Source organism: Rhizobacter sp. P2_D12 (genome assembly GCF_056404395.1).
In genome coordinates this window covers 22670-39171 of record NZ_JBFUEB010000014.1, presented here as the reverse complement: position 1 = coordinate 39171, position 16502 = coordinate 22670, and the positions used below count along the sequence as shown (strand labels likewise).

The 16502-nt window shown below is 69.7% G+C and carries 17 protein-coding genes; 4 read left to right on the top strand and 13 right to left on the bottom strand.

Annotation, left to right across the window (positions count from 1 at the left end; all coding sequences use genetic code 11):
- Positions 1-30 precede the first annotated feature (30 nt).
- Positions 31-1035 (top strand): LacI family DNA-binding transcriptional regulator, encoded by a 1005-nt coding sequence (locus AC1DYN_RS06820; RefSeq protein ID WP_477958366.1) that lies wholly within the window; start codon positions 31-33, stop codon positions 1033-1035.
- Positions 1036-1044: 9 nt separating this feature from the next.
- Here the strand turns inward: AC1DYN_RS06820 and AC1DYN_RS06815 are convergent, their stop codons facing one another.
- Positions 1045-1860, bottom strand: a complete 816-nt coding sequence (locus AC1DYN_RS06815) for an HDOD domain-containing protein (RefSeq protein WP_477958365.1) — start codon at positions 1858-1860, stop codon at positions 1045-1047.
- Between the two features lie 187 nt (positions 1861-2047).
- Between AC1DYN_RS06815 and AC1DYN_RS06810 the strand changes: the two genes are divergently transcribed.
- Positions 2048-3706 carry a GGDEF domain-containing protein gene (locus AC1DYN_RS06810; protein WP_477958364.1) on the top strand — a complete coding sequence of 553 codons (1659 nt, stop codon included), beginning with the start codon at positions 2048-2050 and terminating at the stop codon, positions 3704-3706.
- Positions 3707-3736: 30 nt separating this feature from the next.
- Here AC1DYN_RS06810 and AC1DYN_RS06805 read toward each other — a convergent pair whose 3' ends face one another.
- From AC1DYN_RS06805 to AC1DYN_RS06795, 3 genes are all read right to left on the bottom strand, one after another.
- Positions 3737-4498: a TSUP family transporter gene (locus AC1DYN_RS06805; RefSeq protein WP_477958363.1), complete on the bottom strand. Its 762-nt coding sequence runs from the start codon at positions 4496-4498 to the stop codon at positions 3737-3739.
- Between the two features lie 283 nt (positions 4499-4781).
- Positions 4782-6296, bottom strand: coding sequence for a sensor histidine kinase (locus AC1DYN_RS06800; protein WP_477958362.1), 1515 nt, complete (start codon positions 6294-6296; stop codon positions 4782-4784).
- Between the two features lie 69 nt (positions 6297-6365).
- Positions 6366-7079, bottom strand: coding sequence for a response regulator (locus AC1DYN_RS06795; RefSeq protein WP_477958361.1), 714 nt, complete (start codon positions 7077-7079; stop codon positions 6366-6368).
- Positions 7080-7233: 154 nt separating this feature from the next.
- Between AC1DYN_RS06795 and AC1DYN_RS06790 the strand changes: the two genes are divergently transcribed.
- A complete protein-coding gene (locus tag AC1DYN_RS06790) occupies positions 7234-7785 on the top strand; it encodes a sigma-70 family RNA polymerase sigma factor (protein WP_477958360.1) in 552 nt (183 codons plus the stop codon).
- A 136-nt stretch (positions 7786-7921) separates the two neighbouring features.
- Entirely contained in the window at positions 7922-8860 is a 939-nt protein-coding gene (locus AC1DYN_RS06785; RefSeq protein WP_477958407.1) for a CysB family HTH-type transcriptional regulator, read from the top strand.
- 21 nt (positions 8861-8881) lie between these two features.
- On the opposite strand, the gene AC1DYN_RS06780 is transcribed toward AC1DYN_RS06785, so the two are convergent.
- From AC1DYN_RS06780 to AC1DYN_RS06740, 9 genes are all read right to left on the bottom strand, one after another.
- Positions 8882-9937, bottom strand: a complete 1056-nt coding sequence (locus AC1DYN_RS06780; RefSeq protein WP_477958359.1) for a sulfate/molybdate ABC transporter ATP-binding protein — start codon at positions 9935-9937, stop codon at positions 8882-8884.
- 21 nt (positions 9938-9958) lie between these two features.
- Positions 9959-10834 (bottom strand): sulfate ABC transporter permease subunit CysW, encoded by an 876-nt coding sequence (gene cysW, locus AC1DYN_RS06775; protein ID WP_477958358.1) that lies wholly within the window; start codon positions 10832-10834, stop codon positions 9959-9961.
- A complete protein-coding gene (gene cysT, locus AC1DYN_RS06770) occupies positions 10831-11664 on the bottom strand; it encodes a sulfate ABC transporter permease subunit CysT (RefSeq protein WP_477958357.1) in 834 nt (277 codons plus the stop codon). The genes cysW and cysT overlap by 4 nt, the downstream gene beginning before the upstream one ends.
- A 16-nt stretch (positions 11665-11680) precedes the next feature.
- On the bottom strand, positions 11681-12724 hold the full coding sequence (locus AC1DYN_RS06765) for a sulfate ABC transporter substrate-binding protein (RefSeq protein WP_477958356.1): 1044 nt from the start codon (positions 12722-12724) through the stop codon (positions 11681-11683).
- Between the two features lie 179 nt (positions 12725-12903).
- Positions 12904-13914 carry a sulfate ABC transporter substrate-binding protein gene (locus AC1DYN_RS06760; RefSeq protein ID WP_477958355.1) on the bottom strand — a complete coding sequence of 337 codons (1011 nt, stop codon included), beginning with the start codon at positions 13912-13914 and terminating at the stop codon, positions 12904-12906.
- Positions 13915-14007: 93 nt separating this feature from the next.
- The gene (locus AC1DYN_RS06755) at positions 14008-14364 is read right to left on the bottom strand and encodes a thioredoxin family protein (RefSeq protein ID WP_477958354.1); all 357 of its coding nucleotides are present in this window, start codon (positions 14362-14364) and stop codon (positions 14008-14010) included.
- A gap of 70 nt (positions 14365-14434) precedes the next feature.
- A complete protein-coding gene (locus AC1DYN_RS06750; protein WP_477958353.1) occupies positions 14435-15301 on the bottom strand; it encodes an ATP-binding cassette domain-containing protein in 867 nt (288 codons plus the stop codon).
- Positions 15302-15325: 24 nt separating this feature from the next.
- Complete coding sequence (gene ssuC, locus AC1DYN_RS06745) at positions 15326-16120, bottom strand: aliphatic sulfonate ABC transporter permease SsuC (RefSeq protein WP_477958352.1); 795 nt, start codon at positions 16118-16120, stop codon at positions 15326-15328.
- Positions 16092-16502, bottom strand: a complete 411-nt coding sequence (locus AC1DYN_RS06740; protein ID WP_477958351.1) for a VOC family protein — start codon at positions 16500-16502, stop codon at positions 16092-16094. Before AC1DYN_RS06740 ends, ssuC begins: the two co-directional genes overlap by 29 nt.

The following is a 16502-nucleotide window of genomic DNA, read 5'->3' as shown; positions in this document are numbered from 1 at the left end:
ATCGTGACCCGTCCAACTGTCCGCCAGCGCATGGCCACCCCGGCCGTCGTCACCCTGCTCGACGTGGCACGTGAAGCCGGCGTGTCGCCGAGCACGGTCTCGCGCATCCTGAACGGCACCGCCCGCGTGACCTCGGACAAGCGGCAGGCGGTCGAGAGCGCGATCAGCAAGCTCGACTTCAAGCCCAACCTGTTCGCGCGCAGCCTGAAGACCGGCACCACGATGACCATCGGCATCCTGGCGCAGGACATCGAGAGCCCGTTCTACACGCGGGCGATGAAGGGCATCGAGACCGGGCTGCTGGGCAGCGGCTACGCGCCGATCATCGTCAGCGGCCACTGGGATGCGCGCGAGGAAGCCGAGCGCGTGCGCCTGCTGATGACGCGGCGCATCGACGGCGTGGTGATCCTGACCGGCCACATGGACGATGCGCAGATCGTCGAGTTCTCGCGCCACCAGCCGATCGTCGTGACCGGGCGCCACCTGGACAGCCACAACATCGTCGCGATCAAGCTCGACCAGGTGCGCGGCGGCTACCTGGCCACGCGCCACCTGATCTCGCTGGGCCACCGGCGCATCGCGCACATCGCCGGCGTGCGCGACCACGACGATGCCAAGGACCGCTACCAGGGCTACCTGAAGGCGCACGAAGAGGCGGGCCTCGCGCCCGACCCCGAGCTGGTGGTGCAAGGCGACTTCACCGAGCCGGGCGGCCTGCTCGCGATGACGCGGCTGCTCGACAGCGGGCGGCCGTTCACCGCGGTGTTCTGTGCCAACGACCAGTCAGCGTTCGGCGCGCGGGTGGTGCTGTACCGCCGCGGCATCCGGGTGCCGGACGACGTGTCGCTGGTCGGCGTCGACGACCTGCCGGCGGCGGCCTACCTGACGCCGCCGATCACGACGGTGCGGCAGCCGATCTACGAGATGGGTCTGTTTGCGGCGCATGCCCTGCTGGGCATGCTCGGGCACGCAGCCGAAGAGGTGCATGTGCCGCCGCTCGAGTTGATCGTTCGAGAGACGACGCGGCGCGTCTGAGCCGCGGCGTCAGCGGGCCTCGGCGTCCTCGATCTGCTGCTTCACCTTGCGCGCGCCGCGCAGCACCAGCGTCTCGTCCAGCAAGGCCTGCGGCGCCACCGCGCGCGCCACCTCTTCCAGCGAATCCGGGTCGGTCATCAGCACGTTGGCCAGTGCCGACAGCGCGCAGATCGAGCGCCGCGGCACCTGCGGCGGCAGCTCGCGCGTCGCGTTCACCGTGACGTGGTGGCGCACGCTGGCCACCGCGGCCTGCGCCAGCCCCCAGCTTTCGCACAGCGCGGCGCCCAGCAGGTCATGGCTGACGCCGAAGGCCTGGTGCTCCAGGTAGATCAGCTCGGTGTCGTCGGCCGCCGACGCGAGCATCGGCTGGTAGACCGCCTGCGAATGCTTGAACAGCACCGCCTTGCCGCATTCCTCGAACAGGCCGGCCGAGTGCGCGCCCCACGGGTCGACGCTCAGCACCTGGCCGATGCGGCCCATCAGCAGCCCGCGCACGCTGGCGCGCTGCCACAGCGGCTCCAGCTCCGGCGCGGGCGGGAACACCGCCCGCAACCCCATCTCGAACGTGACCGCCGCGACCTCGCGCGTGCCCAGGTAGGTGACCGCCTGCTGCACGCTCTGCACGCGCCCCTTCAGGCCGTAGAGCGACGAGTTGACCGCCTTCAGCACCGCCGAGGCGAGCGCCATGTCGGTCTCGATCAGGCGGCTCAGCGCCTGCAGGTTGACGTCGTCCTCGGCCAGCAACAGGGACAGCTGCACCAGCGCCTCGGGCTGGGCGGGCACGTCGATGTTCAGCGAACGCAGCTTGGGGTCGATGGCAGGCATGGGGATTTCCGGTCGAATAGCAGTTCTTCACGCTCGATGCTACGCAGGCAGCCCGGCGCCGATCCGATGAACAGGCCGGGAATTCCGCCTTTGTTGACGGCGGCACCGGGACGTGGGCGCATTTCGCACGCCGGCCGCGCCGACTGTGCGACAGTGCGCAAGCCCCCACGACGCGACCTGCCACGCGATGCCGGCCCTGCCATCGTTCTCGTCCCCGTCCGACGATGCCTTCGACCACCTGCTGGACGACTGCAGCCGCCTGTACATGACGGCGCCGGCGCAGGCGCTGGCCACGGCCGGGCGCGCCCTCGCCAGCCTGGGCGTCCCGCCCGACCCGGCCCGCGCCGCCCGCGCGCTGCAGGCCCGCGGGCTGGCGCAGCACCATTGCGGCCGCCACGCCGAAGGCTCGGCCGACCTGCGGCAGGCGCTCGACGTCGCCCCGCCCGGCGACCTGCGGCTGCGCGCCCAGATGCTGCGCGGGCTGTCGCAGGGCAGCGAGCTGCTCGGCGCGCTGGACGACGCGCTGGCCTGGGCCCTGCAGGCGCTGGATGCCGCGCACCGGCACGGCGACCCGCTGCTGATCGCCGACGTGCTGCTGTCGGTGGGCGTCGCCTGCTCGCGCTGCGGCGACGTGGCCGGCGGCCTGGCCCACTACGAGCAGGTGCTGGCGCACTTCGAGTCCGTCGGCGACACGCGCCGCTGCGTGCGGGTGCTCAACAACATGGCGATCAACTGCAAGAACCTCGGTCGCCACGACGAATCGGCGGCGCATTTCCAGCGCGCGCTGGCGATGGCCGGCACGCTGGGCGACGACGGCATGCGCGCGGTGCTGCGCTCGAACCTGGGCGAGACGCTGTGGCGGCAGGGCCGGCTGGACGAGGCCTGCCAGGTGCTGCGCGCCGCGCTCGCCGACCTGGGCCCGGGCGGCTACGTCGGCGGCGAGATCAACGCCCACGTCACGCTCGGGCGCGTGCTGCTGGCGCGCGGCGACGCCGGCGCCGCGCAGGCCGAGCTGGAGCGCGCGCTCGAACTGGCACGCGCCAGCGGCAACCGCAACTACACGGCGCTCGCCCACCAGACGCTGGCCGAGCTGCACAAGGCGGCCGGCCGCTTCGATCTCGCGCTGGCGCACCACGAGGATTTCCATGCCGCCGAGCGCCTGCAGTTCAACGAGGACTCCGACCGCAAGCTGACCGCGCTGCGCGTGCAGCTGGAAGTGGCCGAGGCACGCCACGAGGCCGAGGTGCAGCGCCTCAAGCGCGTCGAGCTGGCCCATGCGCACGCGCAGCTGCAGGCCCTGCATGCTGCGCTGCTGGCGGCCGACGAGGAGAAATCGCGGCTGCTGGTGCGGCTGGATGCGCAAAGCCGCACCGATGCGCTGACCGGCCTGGCCAACCGGCGCCAGCTCGACGAACGGCTGGCCGAGGAACTGGCGCGCGCACAGCGCAACGGCCATCCGCTGTCGGTGGCGATGTGCGACCTGGACGACTTCAAGCGCATCAACGACCGCTTCGGCCACGCGGTCGGCGACGCGGTGCTGCGCCAGGTCGGCCAGCTGCTGCGCGAGCGCTGCCGCGGCACCGACCTGGTGGCGCGCTACGGCGGCGAGGAGTTCTGCATCGCCTTCCTCGACAGCGATGCCGCGCATGCTGCCAGTGCCTGCGAGGCGTTGCGCAGCGCGGTGGCGGCGCACGACTGGCAGGCGCTGCACCCGCAGCTGCAGGTCACGCTCAGCATCGGGCTGGCCCAGGCCGCGCCGGCCGGCGAGCACCACGCCCTGCTGTCCGAGGCCGACACCTGCCTGTACCGCGCCAAGCACGACGGCAAGAACCGCGTGCACGCATGAGGGCGACCCCTCGCCGGGCCTGCGTCCGGCTCAGCGCAGGAAGGCGTCCCAGCCGGTCTTCAGGATCAGCGCCGACACCACCGCGATGAACACGCCGCGCACGAAGCCGGCGCCGTGCTTCAGCGCGAGCCGCGTGCCGAGCAGGCTGCCGATCACGTTGGCCACCGCCATCACCAGCGCCACGTGCCACCAGACGTGGCCCTTGAGCGCGAACAGCGCCAGGGCCGCGATGTTGGTCGCGGTGTTCAGCAGCTTCGCGCTGGCGCTCGCGTTCAGGAAGTCGTAGCCCAGCAGGCGCACGAACAGGAACACGAAGAAGCTGCCGGTGCCGGGGCCGAAGAAGCCGTCGTAGAAGCCAATCACGAGGCCGATGCCGCTGGCCAGCGCCGCCTGCGCGTGGCCGCTGTGGCGCGGCGCATGGGTGCGCCCCATGTCCTTGCGCGCGAGCGTGTAGGCCAGCACCGCGATCAGGATCAGCGGCAGCGCCTTGCGCAGCCCGTCGGGGCTGACCAGCGTGACGGTCCAGGCGCCGGCCAGCCCGCCGACCAGCGCGGCCACCGCGGCCGGCAGCAGCGCACTCCACTGCAGCTGCACGCGCTTGGCGAACTGCGCGGTGGCCCAGCCGGTGCCCCACACGCCGGCGCCCTTGTTGGTGCCCAGCAGCGTGGCCGGCACGGCGTTCGGATAGACGCTGAACAGCGCGGGCACCAGGATCAGCCCGCCGCCCCCGACGATGGCATCGATGAATCCGGCGAACAGCGAGGCGAGGGTGACGGTGATGAGATCGAGCATGCGGGGCCGGAATGACGCGATGACGCAATGACGCGATGACGCAATGAGAAAGGGCGCCAGGATCACCTGGCGCCCTTCGCATTTTGTCATCGGTCCGGTCGCTCTCGGGAGCGCCAGCCTGTTGGTGTGCTGCAGCCTCGTTCACGTGCAGGACGCGCGCTTCGGTTGCCTTGTGTCTGTCTCCTCAGTCCCCCGCCCAGCTCGACATCCGGGGATGTCTGCCGCGAGTGGGCGGACTTTAGGCAAACGCTGTCACGCACGCACTAGGTGTTTTCCTGCACCGTTACAGGGCAGCGCTGTCCCGCAGCGCGGGAATGCGCAGGATCACACGCGTGCCGCGGCCGGCGGGGCTCTCCACGCCGACCTCGCCGCCGTGCAGCTCCGTGATGCGCTTCACGATCGCCAGCCCCAGCCCCTTGCCGCCCTCGCCGGTGGCGGGCGCCACATTGGTGCGTGCCTGGTAGAAGCGATCGAACAGATGCGGCAGGTCGGCGGCCGGGATGCCCGGGCCGGTGTCGCCGACGGCCACCTCGGCGGTGTCGCCGCGGCGCTGCGCCGACAGCGTGATGCGGCAGCCGGTGCCGCAGAACTTCAGCGCGTTGTCGACCAGGTTGGCCACCGCGCGCTCGAACAGCTCGACGTCGACCCGCACCGCCACCGGCTCGTCGCCTGCCAGCGCCTCGAGCTGCACGCCGCACTGGCTCGCGCGTTCGGCGAAGCGCAGCTGGATGTCGTCCAGAAGCTCGCGCAGGTCGACCTGCTCGGGGCGCAGCTGGAAGCTCGGCTCGTCCAGCGTCGCCAGGTCGCCCATCGCCTTCACCAGGCGCGACGCGTTGCGGGTGTTGCGCAGCGCCACCTCGACCAGCCGGCGGTCGTCGGCGCGCGCCGGGTCGCCGGCCCAGCGCGCGTCCAGCGTCTCCAGGCAGGCGTCGGTGGCGGTCAGCGGCGAGCGCAGGTCGTGCGACAGGTTGCTCACCGCCTCGCGCCGGAAGTGGTCGAGCCGGCGCAGCGCATCCCATTGCCGTTGCAGCGTCGCGAGCATTGCGCCGAAGGCCTTGGTGAGCTGGCCGAACTCGTCGCGCGAGGCCGGCGGCAGCAGCGGCTGCGCGTCGGCGGCGCCGTCCTGCAGGCCCTTGTGCGACAGCATCGCGACCGCGTCGGTGAGCCGGCGCAGCGGCCGCGTGACCGACGCGATCACCATCGCCGCGAGCAGCGTGGTCACCGTGACGATGCCGCCGATCAGCCCCAGCACCGGGCGCGCGAGGCTGGCGCGCAGCATCTGCCAGCGGCCCTCGGGCAGCTCGGCCTTGTGCGCCACCAGGTACAGGTAGCCGGCCACGTTGTCGCCGCCGCGGATCGTGGGCCGGCGGATCGGCTGCGCCGCGATCACCGCATCGGCGTCCATGCGCTCGGGGTCGTCGCCCATCACGTACGAGGAGGCATGCGGCGAGACGGCCTCGCGCACCGGATCGAGCGCGACCCGGAAGCCCGGCGCCAGCTTGGCCGAGCCGGTGCTCGCGAGCACGGTGCCGTCCATGCCCAGCAGGTAGAGCTGGGTGTCGGGTTCGAACAGCACCAGGTTCTTCAGGAAGGCGTCGAAATCCTCCGGGTGCCGCTCGTGCATCTCGAACAGGTTGTCGTACAGGGTGACGACACGGTTCAGGAACACGCTGGAGCGCTGGTAGGTGGTCTCGTGCTCGAAGCGCTCGAAGGCGAACAGCACGGTGGCGATCACCGCGAGCGCGGTGACCAGGCCGGTGGCGAAGATCGTCAGGGCGATCTTTAAGCGAACACTCATGGCTGCAGCTTCAGCGAACCGGGACGAGCGCCGGGCCGGCGTACCCGACGGACGAGGGGCTGTCATCCTTCATCGTGGGGCTTCGCGCATCTTGTAGCCGGCGCCGCGGACCGTGAGGATCAGCTGCGGCTTCATCGGATCGGCCTCCAGCTTGGCCCGCAGCCGGTTGATGTGCGTCGTCACCGTGTGCTCGTAGCCGTCGTGGGTGTAGCCCCACACCGCATTCAGCAGCTGCCCGCGCGAGAACACATGGCCCGGGTGGCTCGCGAAATGCAGCAGCAGGTCGAACTCGAGCGCGGTGAAATCCAGCTCCTCGCCGCGGTAGCGCACCTGGCGCTTGGTCGGCAGGATTTCCAGGTCACCGTTGCGCAGCGTGCTGGCCTGGGCCTGGGCGCCGGCCTGCGCGGCGCGCAGCAGGTCGGCGCGGCGCAGCAGCGCCTTCACGCGCGCCAGCAGCTCGGCCAGCGAGAACGGCTTGGTCAGGTAGTCGTCGGCCCCCAGCTCCAGCCCCAGCACGCGGTCGAGCTCGGTGGCCTTGGCGGTGAGCATCAGGATCGGCGTGCTGCGGCCGCGGGCACGCAGCGCCTTGCAGACCTCCAGCCCGTCCAGGCCCGGCATCATCAGGTCGAGGATCAGCAGGTCGCTCGCCTGCTCGTTCTGGCTCGCCAGTGCCGCGACGCCGTCGGCGACCGCCGTCACCGCATAGCCCGCGTTGCCGAGGTTCAGCACGATCAGGTCGCGGATGTCGGTCTGGTCTTCGGCAACGAGGATGGTGGCGGGCATGGGTCCATTGTCGTGCGCCGGGCCCGGCTTCTTACGGTCGCCGGGACCGCCTGCTGACGCAAATGTGATCTTCCTGTGAGGTTCCGCGAGGGGGGTGCGAGCTGCGCTGGCCACAGTCCTGTCCATCGACAACGACTGTTCCACGGAGCCCGCCATGCAACTTGCCGCCCCCCACGCCACGCCCGGTCTTGCCGCAACCGCCGCTGCGGTGTCCTGGGCGGAGATGGTGTCGCACCGCGGCTACCTGGTGCGCTTCGCGCAGCGCAAGCTGCACGACCCGATGCTGGCCGAGGACGTGGTGCACGACGTGTTCGAGGCAGTGATCTCGGGGCGCGCCAGCTTCGGCGGCCGCGCGGCGCTGCGCTCGTGGCTGACGGCGGTGCTGAAGCACAAGATCGTCGACCTGGTGCGCCAGCGGACCGGCCACGACAGCCTGGACGCCCAGCTGCTGGACGACGACGGCGACGCGGTCGGCGCCGCGGCGATCGAATGCCCGCAGCCGCGACCCGACGAGGTGGCCGAGCAGCGCCAGCAGCTGGACCGGATGCTGGCGCGCATCGAGGCGCTGCCCGGCGGCCTGCGCGACGTGATGCGGCTGCGCGTGCTGCACGACCAGCCGACGCAGCAGGTGTGCGAGACCCTGTCGATCAGCGAGGACAACCTGTTCGTGCGGCTGCATCGGGCGAGGAAGCAGTTGCTGTCGTGAGGCACAACCCCGGATGCCGATCCGGGGTCACATATGTTCATAAGCAAACATTCGTTGTGGCGGGCGGGCGCACTCATCAGAATTGCGCACCTACTCATGCGCGCACCGCGTCACCCCCGCGGCCGTGCCCACACGAATGAATTTCCAGCAGTTGCGGTCGGTCCGCGAGACCGTGCGTTGCGGTTTCAACCTCACCGAGGTGGCCGCCGTGCTCCACACCTCCCAGCCCGGCATCAGCCGCCAGATCCGCGAGCTCGAGGACGAACTCGGCATCGAGATCTTCGTGCGCGCCGGCAAGCGGCTCACCGGCCTCACGCCGCCCGGCGAGGCCGTGCTGCCGATCGTCGAGCGCCTGCTGCTGGACGCCGACAACCTGCGCCGCGCCGGCGACGAGTTCAGCGCGCAGACCAGCGGCCGGCTGTCGATCGCCGCGACGCACTCGCAGGCGCGCTATGCGCTGCCGGCCGTGGTGCGCGATTTCCGCCAGCTGTACCCGCAGGTCACGCTGAACCTGCACCAGGGCACGCCCAAACAGGTGGCCGAGATGCTGCTGTCCGGCGAGGCCGACATCGGCATCGCGACCGAAGCGCTGGCCGGCTACGACCAGCTGGTGGCGCTGCCGTGCTACCGCTGGACGCACAGCGTGGTGGTGCCGATCGGGCACGACCTGCTGAAGCACGAGGGGCCGCTCACGCTGCAGCGGCTGGCGCGCTACCCGATCATCACCTACGACGTCGGCTACACCGGGCGCACGCACATCGACGAGGCCTTCGCGGCCGAGGGGCTGAAGCCGAGCGTGGTGCTGACCGCGATGGACGCGGACGTGATCAAGACCTATGCCGAACTGGGCATGGGCGTGGGCATCGTCGCGTCGATCGCGTACGACCCCGAGCGCGACCGGCAGCTGCGCGCGATCGATGCGCGCGACCTGTTCGAGGTGAACCTGACGCGGCTGGCGGTGCGGCGCGGGACCTGGCTGCGCGGGTATGTGTACTCGTTCATCGAGGCGTTCGCGCCGACGCTGACGCGGGCGGCGGTGGAGCGGTCGTTGAACGGTGAAGCCATCGAGGAGTGATCCACTGCCCCGGATCGCCCTTCAAATCATCGCCGCCGGATCCGGCAACTCGTCGTTCGCGAACCGCTGCACCCGCCGCGGCCGCAGGTGCACCCGCGAGCCTGCCGCCAGCTGCAGCTTCTCGCGCAGCACCTGGTACTCCGAACGCGGCAGCTCCACGTCGACATAGCTGCCGTCATCGTCGCGCTTGAACTCCAGCCGCGTGTTCGGCCCCACCGTCAGCGCCTGCGACAGCGTCACCGGCAGCGAGCCCTCTTCGGCCGTGCCCAGGATCTGCAGCTCGTGCGGTCGCACATAGCTCACCTCTTCGGCGGAACCCCCGGCACCACCCCGCCCGAAGCGCCCGTGGAACAGGTTCACGTCGCCGAGGAACTGCAGCACGAACGGGCTCGCCGGGTGGTCGTACACCTCGTCCGGCGGTCCGTCCTGCTCGATGCGGCCCTGGTTCATCACGACGATGCGGTCGGCCACCTCCATCGCCTCTTCCTGGTCGTGCGTGACGAACACGCTGGTGACGTGCATCTCGTCGTGCAGCCGGCGCAGCCAGCGGCGCAGCTCCTTGCGCACCTTGGCATCGAGCGCGCCGAACGGCTCGTCCAGCAGCAGCACCTTGGGCTCGACCGCCAGCGCGCGCGCCAACGCGATGCGCTGGCGCTGGCCGCCCGACAGCTGGTGCGGGTAGCGGTCGGCGATCCAGTCCAGCTGCACCAGCTTCAGCAGGTCGGTCACCTTGGCCTTGATCTCGGCCTCGCTCGGCCGCGTCGCCTTCGGCCGCACGCGCAGCCCGAACGCGACGTTCTCGAAGATCGTCATGTGGCCGAAGAGGGCGTAGTGCTGGAACACGAAGCCGACCTGGCGCTCGCGCACGTCGGTGTTCGTCGCATCCTCGCCATGGAACAGCACGGTGCCGCTGTCCGGCACCTCCAGCCCCGCGATGATGCGCAGCAGCGAGGTCTTGCCCGAGCCCGACGGGCCCAGCAGCGCGACCAGCTCGCCGGCCGGGATGTCCAGGTTCAGGTTGTCGCAGACGACGGTCTTGCCGAAGCTCTTCTTCAGGTTGCGGACTTCGATGCTCATCTTGATGCCTTGTTCCAACCGTCATTCGGCCCGTTCACCGGCCAACTTCTTCTGCGCCCTCACGCGCCGCTCGACCGCGTACTTCAACACCAGCGTCACCAATGCCAGCCCGGCCAGCAGCGATGCCACCGCGAACGCCGCGGCGAACTGGTACTCGTTGTAGAGGATCTCGATGTGCAGCGGCATCGTGTTGGTCTGCCCGCGGATGTGGCCCGACACCACGCTGACCGCGCCGAACTCGCCCATCGCGCGCGCGTTGCACAGGATCACGCCGTACAGCAGCGCCCACTTGACGTTGGGCAGCGTGACGCGGCGGAAGATCTGCCAGCCGCTCGCGCCCAGCACGCGCGCCGCCTCTTCCTGCTCGGTGCCCTGCGCCTGCATCAGCGGGATCAGCTCGCGCGCGACGAACGGGAAGGTCACGAACACCGTCGCGAGCACGATGCCCGGCACCGCGAAGATGATCTTCAGGTCGTGGTCGCGCAGCCAGCCGCCCCACCAGCCCTGCAGGCCGAAGATCAGCACGTAGATCAGGCCCGAGATCACCGGGCTCACGGAAAACGGCAGGTCGATCAGCGTCAGCAGCACGTTCTTGCCGCGGAACTCGAACTTCGCGATGCACCAGGCGGCGGCGACGCCGAACACCAGGTTCATCGGCACCGAGATGCCGGCGGCGATCAGCGTCAGCTTGATCGCCGACAGCGCGTCGGGATCGGTGATGGCCGCGAAGTAGACGCCAATGCCCTTCTTGAAGGCCTCGGCGAACACGATCGCCAGCGGCACGAACAGGAACAGCGTCAGGAACGCGAGCGCGGTGCCGATCAGCGTCCACTTGACCCACGCGGGTTCGGTGGTCGCCGATTTCAGCGAGCGGGGGGCGACGATGACGGCGCTCATCGGCCTTGCCTCGCTCTCGTCCACGCCTGCAATGCATTGATCGCCAGCAGCAATGCGAAGGCGCTGACCAGCATCACCACCGCGATCGCGGTGGCACCGGTGTAGTCGTACTGCTCCAGCTTGGTGATGATCAACAGCGGCGTGATCTCGCTGATCAGCGGCATGTTGCCGGCGATGAAGATCACCGAGCCGTACTCGCCCAGCGCGCGCGCGAACGCGAGCGCGAAGCCGGTCAGCAGCGCCGGCGAGATGATCGGGAAGATCACCTTCGTGAAGGTCTGCAGCCGCGACGCGCCGAGCGTGGCCGCGGCCTCCTCGATCTCCTTGTGCAGGTCTTCCAGCACCGGCTGCAGCGTGCGCACGACGAAGGGCAGGCCGATGAAGGTCAGCGCCACCAGCACGCCGAGCGGCGTGAAGCTCACCTTGAACGGCAGGAAGCGGCCGATCCAGCCGTTCTGCGCATACAGCGCCGTCAGCGCGATGCCGGCCACCGCGGTGGGCAGCGCGAACGGCAGGTCGACCAGCGCGTCGATCAGCCGCTTGGCCGGGAACTCGTAGCGCACCAGCACCCACGCGACGACCAGCCCGAACACCGAGTTCAGCAGCGCCGCGCCCAGCGAGGCGCCGAAGGTCAGGCGGTAGGAGGCGAGCACGCGCGGCGCGGTGACGGCCTCCCAGAAGGCCGGCCAGGTCATCGTGGCCGTCTTCAGGAACGCGGCCGACAGCGGCACGAGGACGATGAAGCTCAGGTACAGCAGCGTGAAGCCGAGCGCCAGGTCGAAACCCGGCAGCACGCTGTGCCGCTTCAGCAGGGTGCGGGAGAACAGCACGACAGGGCGGGCGTGCTTACTTCTTGCCGGCGGCGAGGATCTGGTCGTAGATCGCGCCGTCGTCGAAATGCTCCTTCTGCGCCTTGGTCCAGCCGCCGAAGACCTCGTCGATCGTGAAGGTGTTGACCTTCGGGAAGTCACGGCCGTACTTGGCCAGGATGGCCGCGCTGCGCGGGCGCAGCTGGTGCTTGGCGGCGATCTCCTGCGCCTCGTCGGTCCACAGGAACTTCAGGTAGGCCTCGGCCTGCTTGCGCGTGCCTTTCTTGTCGGCCACCTTCTCGACCACCGCCACCGGGTTCTCGGCCAGGATGGTCGACTTCGGGTAGACCACCTCGAAGTTGTCGCCGAACTCGTCCTTGATCAGGTTGACCTCGGACTCGAAGGTCGCGAGCGCGTCGCCGATGTTGCGCTGCGCGAAGGTCGTCGTCGCGGCGCGGCCGCCGCCGTCGAACACCGGCACGTTGGCGAAGATCTTCTGCACCAGCTCGCGCGCCTGCGCCGGCGTGCCGCCGGCCTTGATCGCCGAGCCCCAGGCCGCCACGTAGGTGTAGCGGCCGTTGCCGGTGATCTTCGGGTTCGGGATCACGACGCTGGTGCCCGGCTTGGCCAGGTCGCCCCAGTCCTTGATGCCCTTCGGGTTGCCCTTGCGCACCAGGATCACGGTGACCGAGGTGGTGGGCGCCGCGTTGTTCGGCAAGCGCTTGGCCCAGTCCTCGGGCAGCAGCTTGCCGCGCGTGGCCAGCACGTCGATGTCGCTCGACTGGTTCATCGTCACGACGTCGGCCTCCAGGCCGTCGAGCACCGCACGCGCCTGCTTGCTGGAGCCGCCGTGCGACTGGTTGATCGCGACGTCTTCACCCGTCGAGGCCTTCCAGGACTTCTGGAACGCCGGGTTGATCTCCTTGAAGAACTCGCGCGCGACGTCGTAGCTGACGTTCAGCAGCGTCGGGCCGGCCGCGTGGGCGGGCGCGAAGGCGAACAGCGCGGCGGCGCCGGCGGTGGACAGCAGCAGCGCACGGCGCGCCGGCGAGAAGAACGGCGAGAAGGAGCGGGTGGACATGGTGTTTCGGCCGTCAACGACGCGGCCCGGTCAGATCGGAGCGGCGATGTTACGGACCGACACGCCAACGGTGAACCATTCATTCGGCGAATCGTTATGAGTTTTTTGCACAAGCGACTCAGCGGCGGAGCGCTCCCGCGCCCGCCGCCGACCATTGAAGCCTGCGCTTACTTGCGATTTTACTTCGAGTAGATCTGGTCGAACACGCCGCCATCGGCGAAGTGCGTCTTCTGCGCCTTGGTCCAGCCGCCGAACACCTCGTCGATGGTGAACAGGTTCAGCTTCGGAAACTGCTTCTCGTACTTGGCGGCGACCTTCGGGTCGATCGGGCGGTAGAAGTTGCGCGCCGCGATCTCCTGGCCTTCCGGCGTGTAGAGGTAATCGAGGTAGGCCTGGGCGACGTCGCGGGTGCCGCGCTTGTCGACCACCTTGTCGACCACCGACACCGGCGGCTCGGCCAGGATGCTGGTGGGCGGGTACACCACGTCGAACTTGTCGGCGCCGAATTCCTTCAGCGACAGGTAGGCCTCGTTCTCCCAGGCCAGCAGCACGTCGCCGATGCCGCGCTCGGCGAAGGTGACGGTGGCGCCGCGCGCGCCCGAATCGAGCACCGGCACGTTCTTGTAGACCTTGGCGATGAACTCGCGCGCCTTGGCGTCGTTGCCGCCGTTGCGCTTCAGCTCGAAGCCGTAGGCCGCCAGGTAGCCCCAGCGCGCGCCGCCCGAGGTCTTCGGGTTGGCGGTGATCACCGAGACGCCCGGCTTGACCAGGTCGTCCCAGTTCTTGATGCCCTTCGGGTTGCCCTTGCGCACCAGGAAGATGTAGGTGGAGCTGTAGGGCGTGCTGTTGTGCGGCAGGCGCTTCTGCCAGGTGGCGGGCAGCAGCTTGGCCTTTTCGGCGATCTCGTCGATGTCGTAGGCGAGGGCCAGCGTGACCACGTCGGCGTCGATGCCGTCGATCACCGAGCGCGCCTGCTTGCCCGAGCCGCCATGCGAGGCCTTGATGGTGACGTTGTCGCCGGTCTTGGCCTTCCAGTACTTGCTGAAGGCGGTGTTGTATTCCTGGTAGAGCTCGCGCGTCGGGTCGTAGGACACGTTGAGCAGCGTGATGTCCTTGGCGAGCACGACGCCGGCCGTGGCGGCGAGCGCGAAGGAGAGCAGCGAGTGGCGGATGAAGCGGGCCGTCGTCATGAAATCGTCCTGGGTGGGCGGCACGAAGCCGCGGGGAGGATGTGAATCCTAGGCATCTGCCCTAACGCGAGGAACGAATCAAAACTTCCTTTCTTATGCGCTTTCTGATCCGAGGGCGCGGATCCGGGCCGGCATGCCCTCCAGACCGGCCTCGCGCACGCCGGGCAGGTTGCCGTCGATGGCGCTCTGGACGAGGCGCGACAGCGTCTGCAGGTGCGGCGTGACGGTGCCGAAGAAGAGGGCGGTGTCGCCGCGGGCGATCAGCAGGGTCGGGAAGTTCTCGACGTCGATCGGGCCGAGCACCTCGTCGTTGTCCTCGATGTCGATCCAGGCGAACTGCAGCTTCGGGTGCTCGGCGCGCAGGCTGTCGAACAAGGGCTCGTAGTCGCGGCAGGTGCCGCACCAGGCGGCGCAAAGGCAGGCGACGAGAAGGGGCTCGGACGGCGGCATGGGCGCCAGTGTGCCAGTAGCCCGGATGGCAATCCGGGATGGGCCGACGAACCCCGGATTGGCATCCGGGCTACACGGCAAATTGCCAATGGGCGATGGGTGGCAATGTCTCGGGGGCTTCGCTTCCGGGCGTCTGCAACACCCGCTGCAACACCCGCTCTTCCAGCGCCGCAAACGCCGCATTCCCCCGCGACCTCGGCCGTGGCAGCGCGATGCGCTCATCCAGCGCCACCCGGTGGTCCTCGATCAGCAGCACCCGGTCTGCCAGCGCCACCGCCTCCGACACGTCGTGCGTGACCAGCAGCGCGGTGAAGCCATGCCGCTTCCACAGCGATTCGATCAGCGACTGCATCTCGATGCGCGTCAGCGCATCCAGCGCGCCCAGCGGCTCGTCCAGCAGCAGCAGCCGCGGCGCATGCACCAGCGCGCGCGCCAGCGCGACGCGCTGCCGCTGCCCGCCCGACAGCACCGCCGGCCAGTCGTTCGCGCGGTCGGCCAGGCCCACCTGCGCCAGCGCCTGCAGCGCCCGGCCGTGCGCATCGGGCGTCTCCAGCCCGAGCGCGATGTTGTCGATCACGCGCTTCCACGGCAGCAGCCGCGCGTCCTGGAACATGAAGCGCAGGTCGCGCCGGTGCTGCGCGAGCGGCTCGCCGTCCAGCTTCAGGCCGCCGCGGCTCGCCTGCTCCAGCCCGGCGACCAGGCGCAGCAAGGTGCTCTTGCCGCAGCCGCTGCGCCCGACGATGGCGACGAACTCGCCCGGCTCGACGCGCAGGTCGATGTCGGCCAGCACCTCGCGCTCGCCGAACAGCTTGGACAGCCCGTCCAGCTGCAGCGCGATGCCGGCCGGTGCGCTGCGCCGCGGCGTCGCGTGGGGCACGACCGGTGCGGCATCGCCGGCAAAGGCCAGCCCCTGGAACTCGATCTGGGTCGGCAGCATGGCGGAGATCCTTCTGAACATCGGTCAAGCCGCCGGCTGGTACGACGGGTGCCAGCGCAGCCACCAGCGTTCCAGCCCCTTGGCCAGCACGTCGGCCAGCTTGCCGAGCAGCGCATAGAGCAGGATGCCGACCAGCACCACGTCGGTCTGCAGGAACTCGCGGGCGTTCATCGTCATGTAGCCGATGCCGGCCTGGGCCGAGATGGTCTCGGCGACGATCAGGATCACCCACATGAACCCGAGCGAGAAGCGCACGCCGACCAGGATGGACGGCAGCGCGCCCGGCAGGATCACGTGGCGGTACAGGGCCCAGCCCGACAGCCCGTAGCTGCGCGCCATCTCGATCAAGCCCTTGTCGACCGAACGGATGCCGTGGAAGGTGTTGATGTAGACCGGGAAGAACACGCCCAGCGACACCAGGAACAGCTTGGCCGATTCCTCGATGCCGAACCACAGGATCACGAGCGGGATCAGCGCCAGCGTCGGGATGTTGCGCACCATCTGCAGCGTCGAGTCGAGCAGCGTCTCGGCACTGCGCAGCGAGCCGGTCAGCAGGCCCAGCGCCAGGCCGAGCCCGCCGCCGATGGCGAAGCCCGACAGCGCGCGCCAAGTGCTGGTGGCCACGTGCTGCCCCATCTCGCCCGACAGCGCGAGGTTCCAGAACGCCTTCACGACCGCCAGCGGCTCGGGCAGCACGCGCGTGGACAGCCAGCCGAAGCGCGACGACAGCTCCCAGGCGACCAGCACCGCGATGGGCAGCAGCCAGGGCGCGATGCGCCGGCCCAGCGATTCAAATGGCGATCTGGACGGTCGTGACATGGCGAGGGCTCTGCGCGTCGGGGTGGTTCGGCTCGATCAGCTCGAGGCGGTTGCCGAACGGGTCTTCGACATAGGCCCGGCTGGCGTCGAACAGCGGCGCCTCGTCGACCCGGATGCCGGCGCGCTGCAGGCGGAACACGATGCGGTCGAGGTCGCTCACCCGCAGCGCCAGGTGGGCCTGCGGCGCGACGCCGGTGTAGTGGCCCTCGCTCAGGTCGAGCCGCTGCCAGCCGAGCGAGTAGCGCAGCAGGCCGGGCCGGTCGAGTTCGGGATTGCGCACCTCGCGCAGGCCCAGCACCTCTTCGTAGAAGGCGCGCGCCTGCCTGGCACCGCCCAGCGGAATCGGCAACTGCACGTGGTCGACGCTGCGGAAGTCGGACAT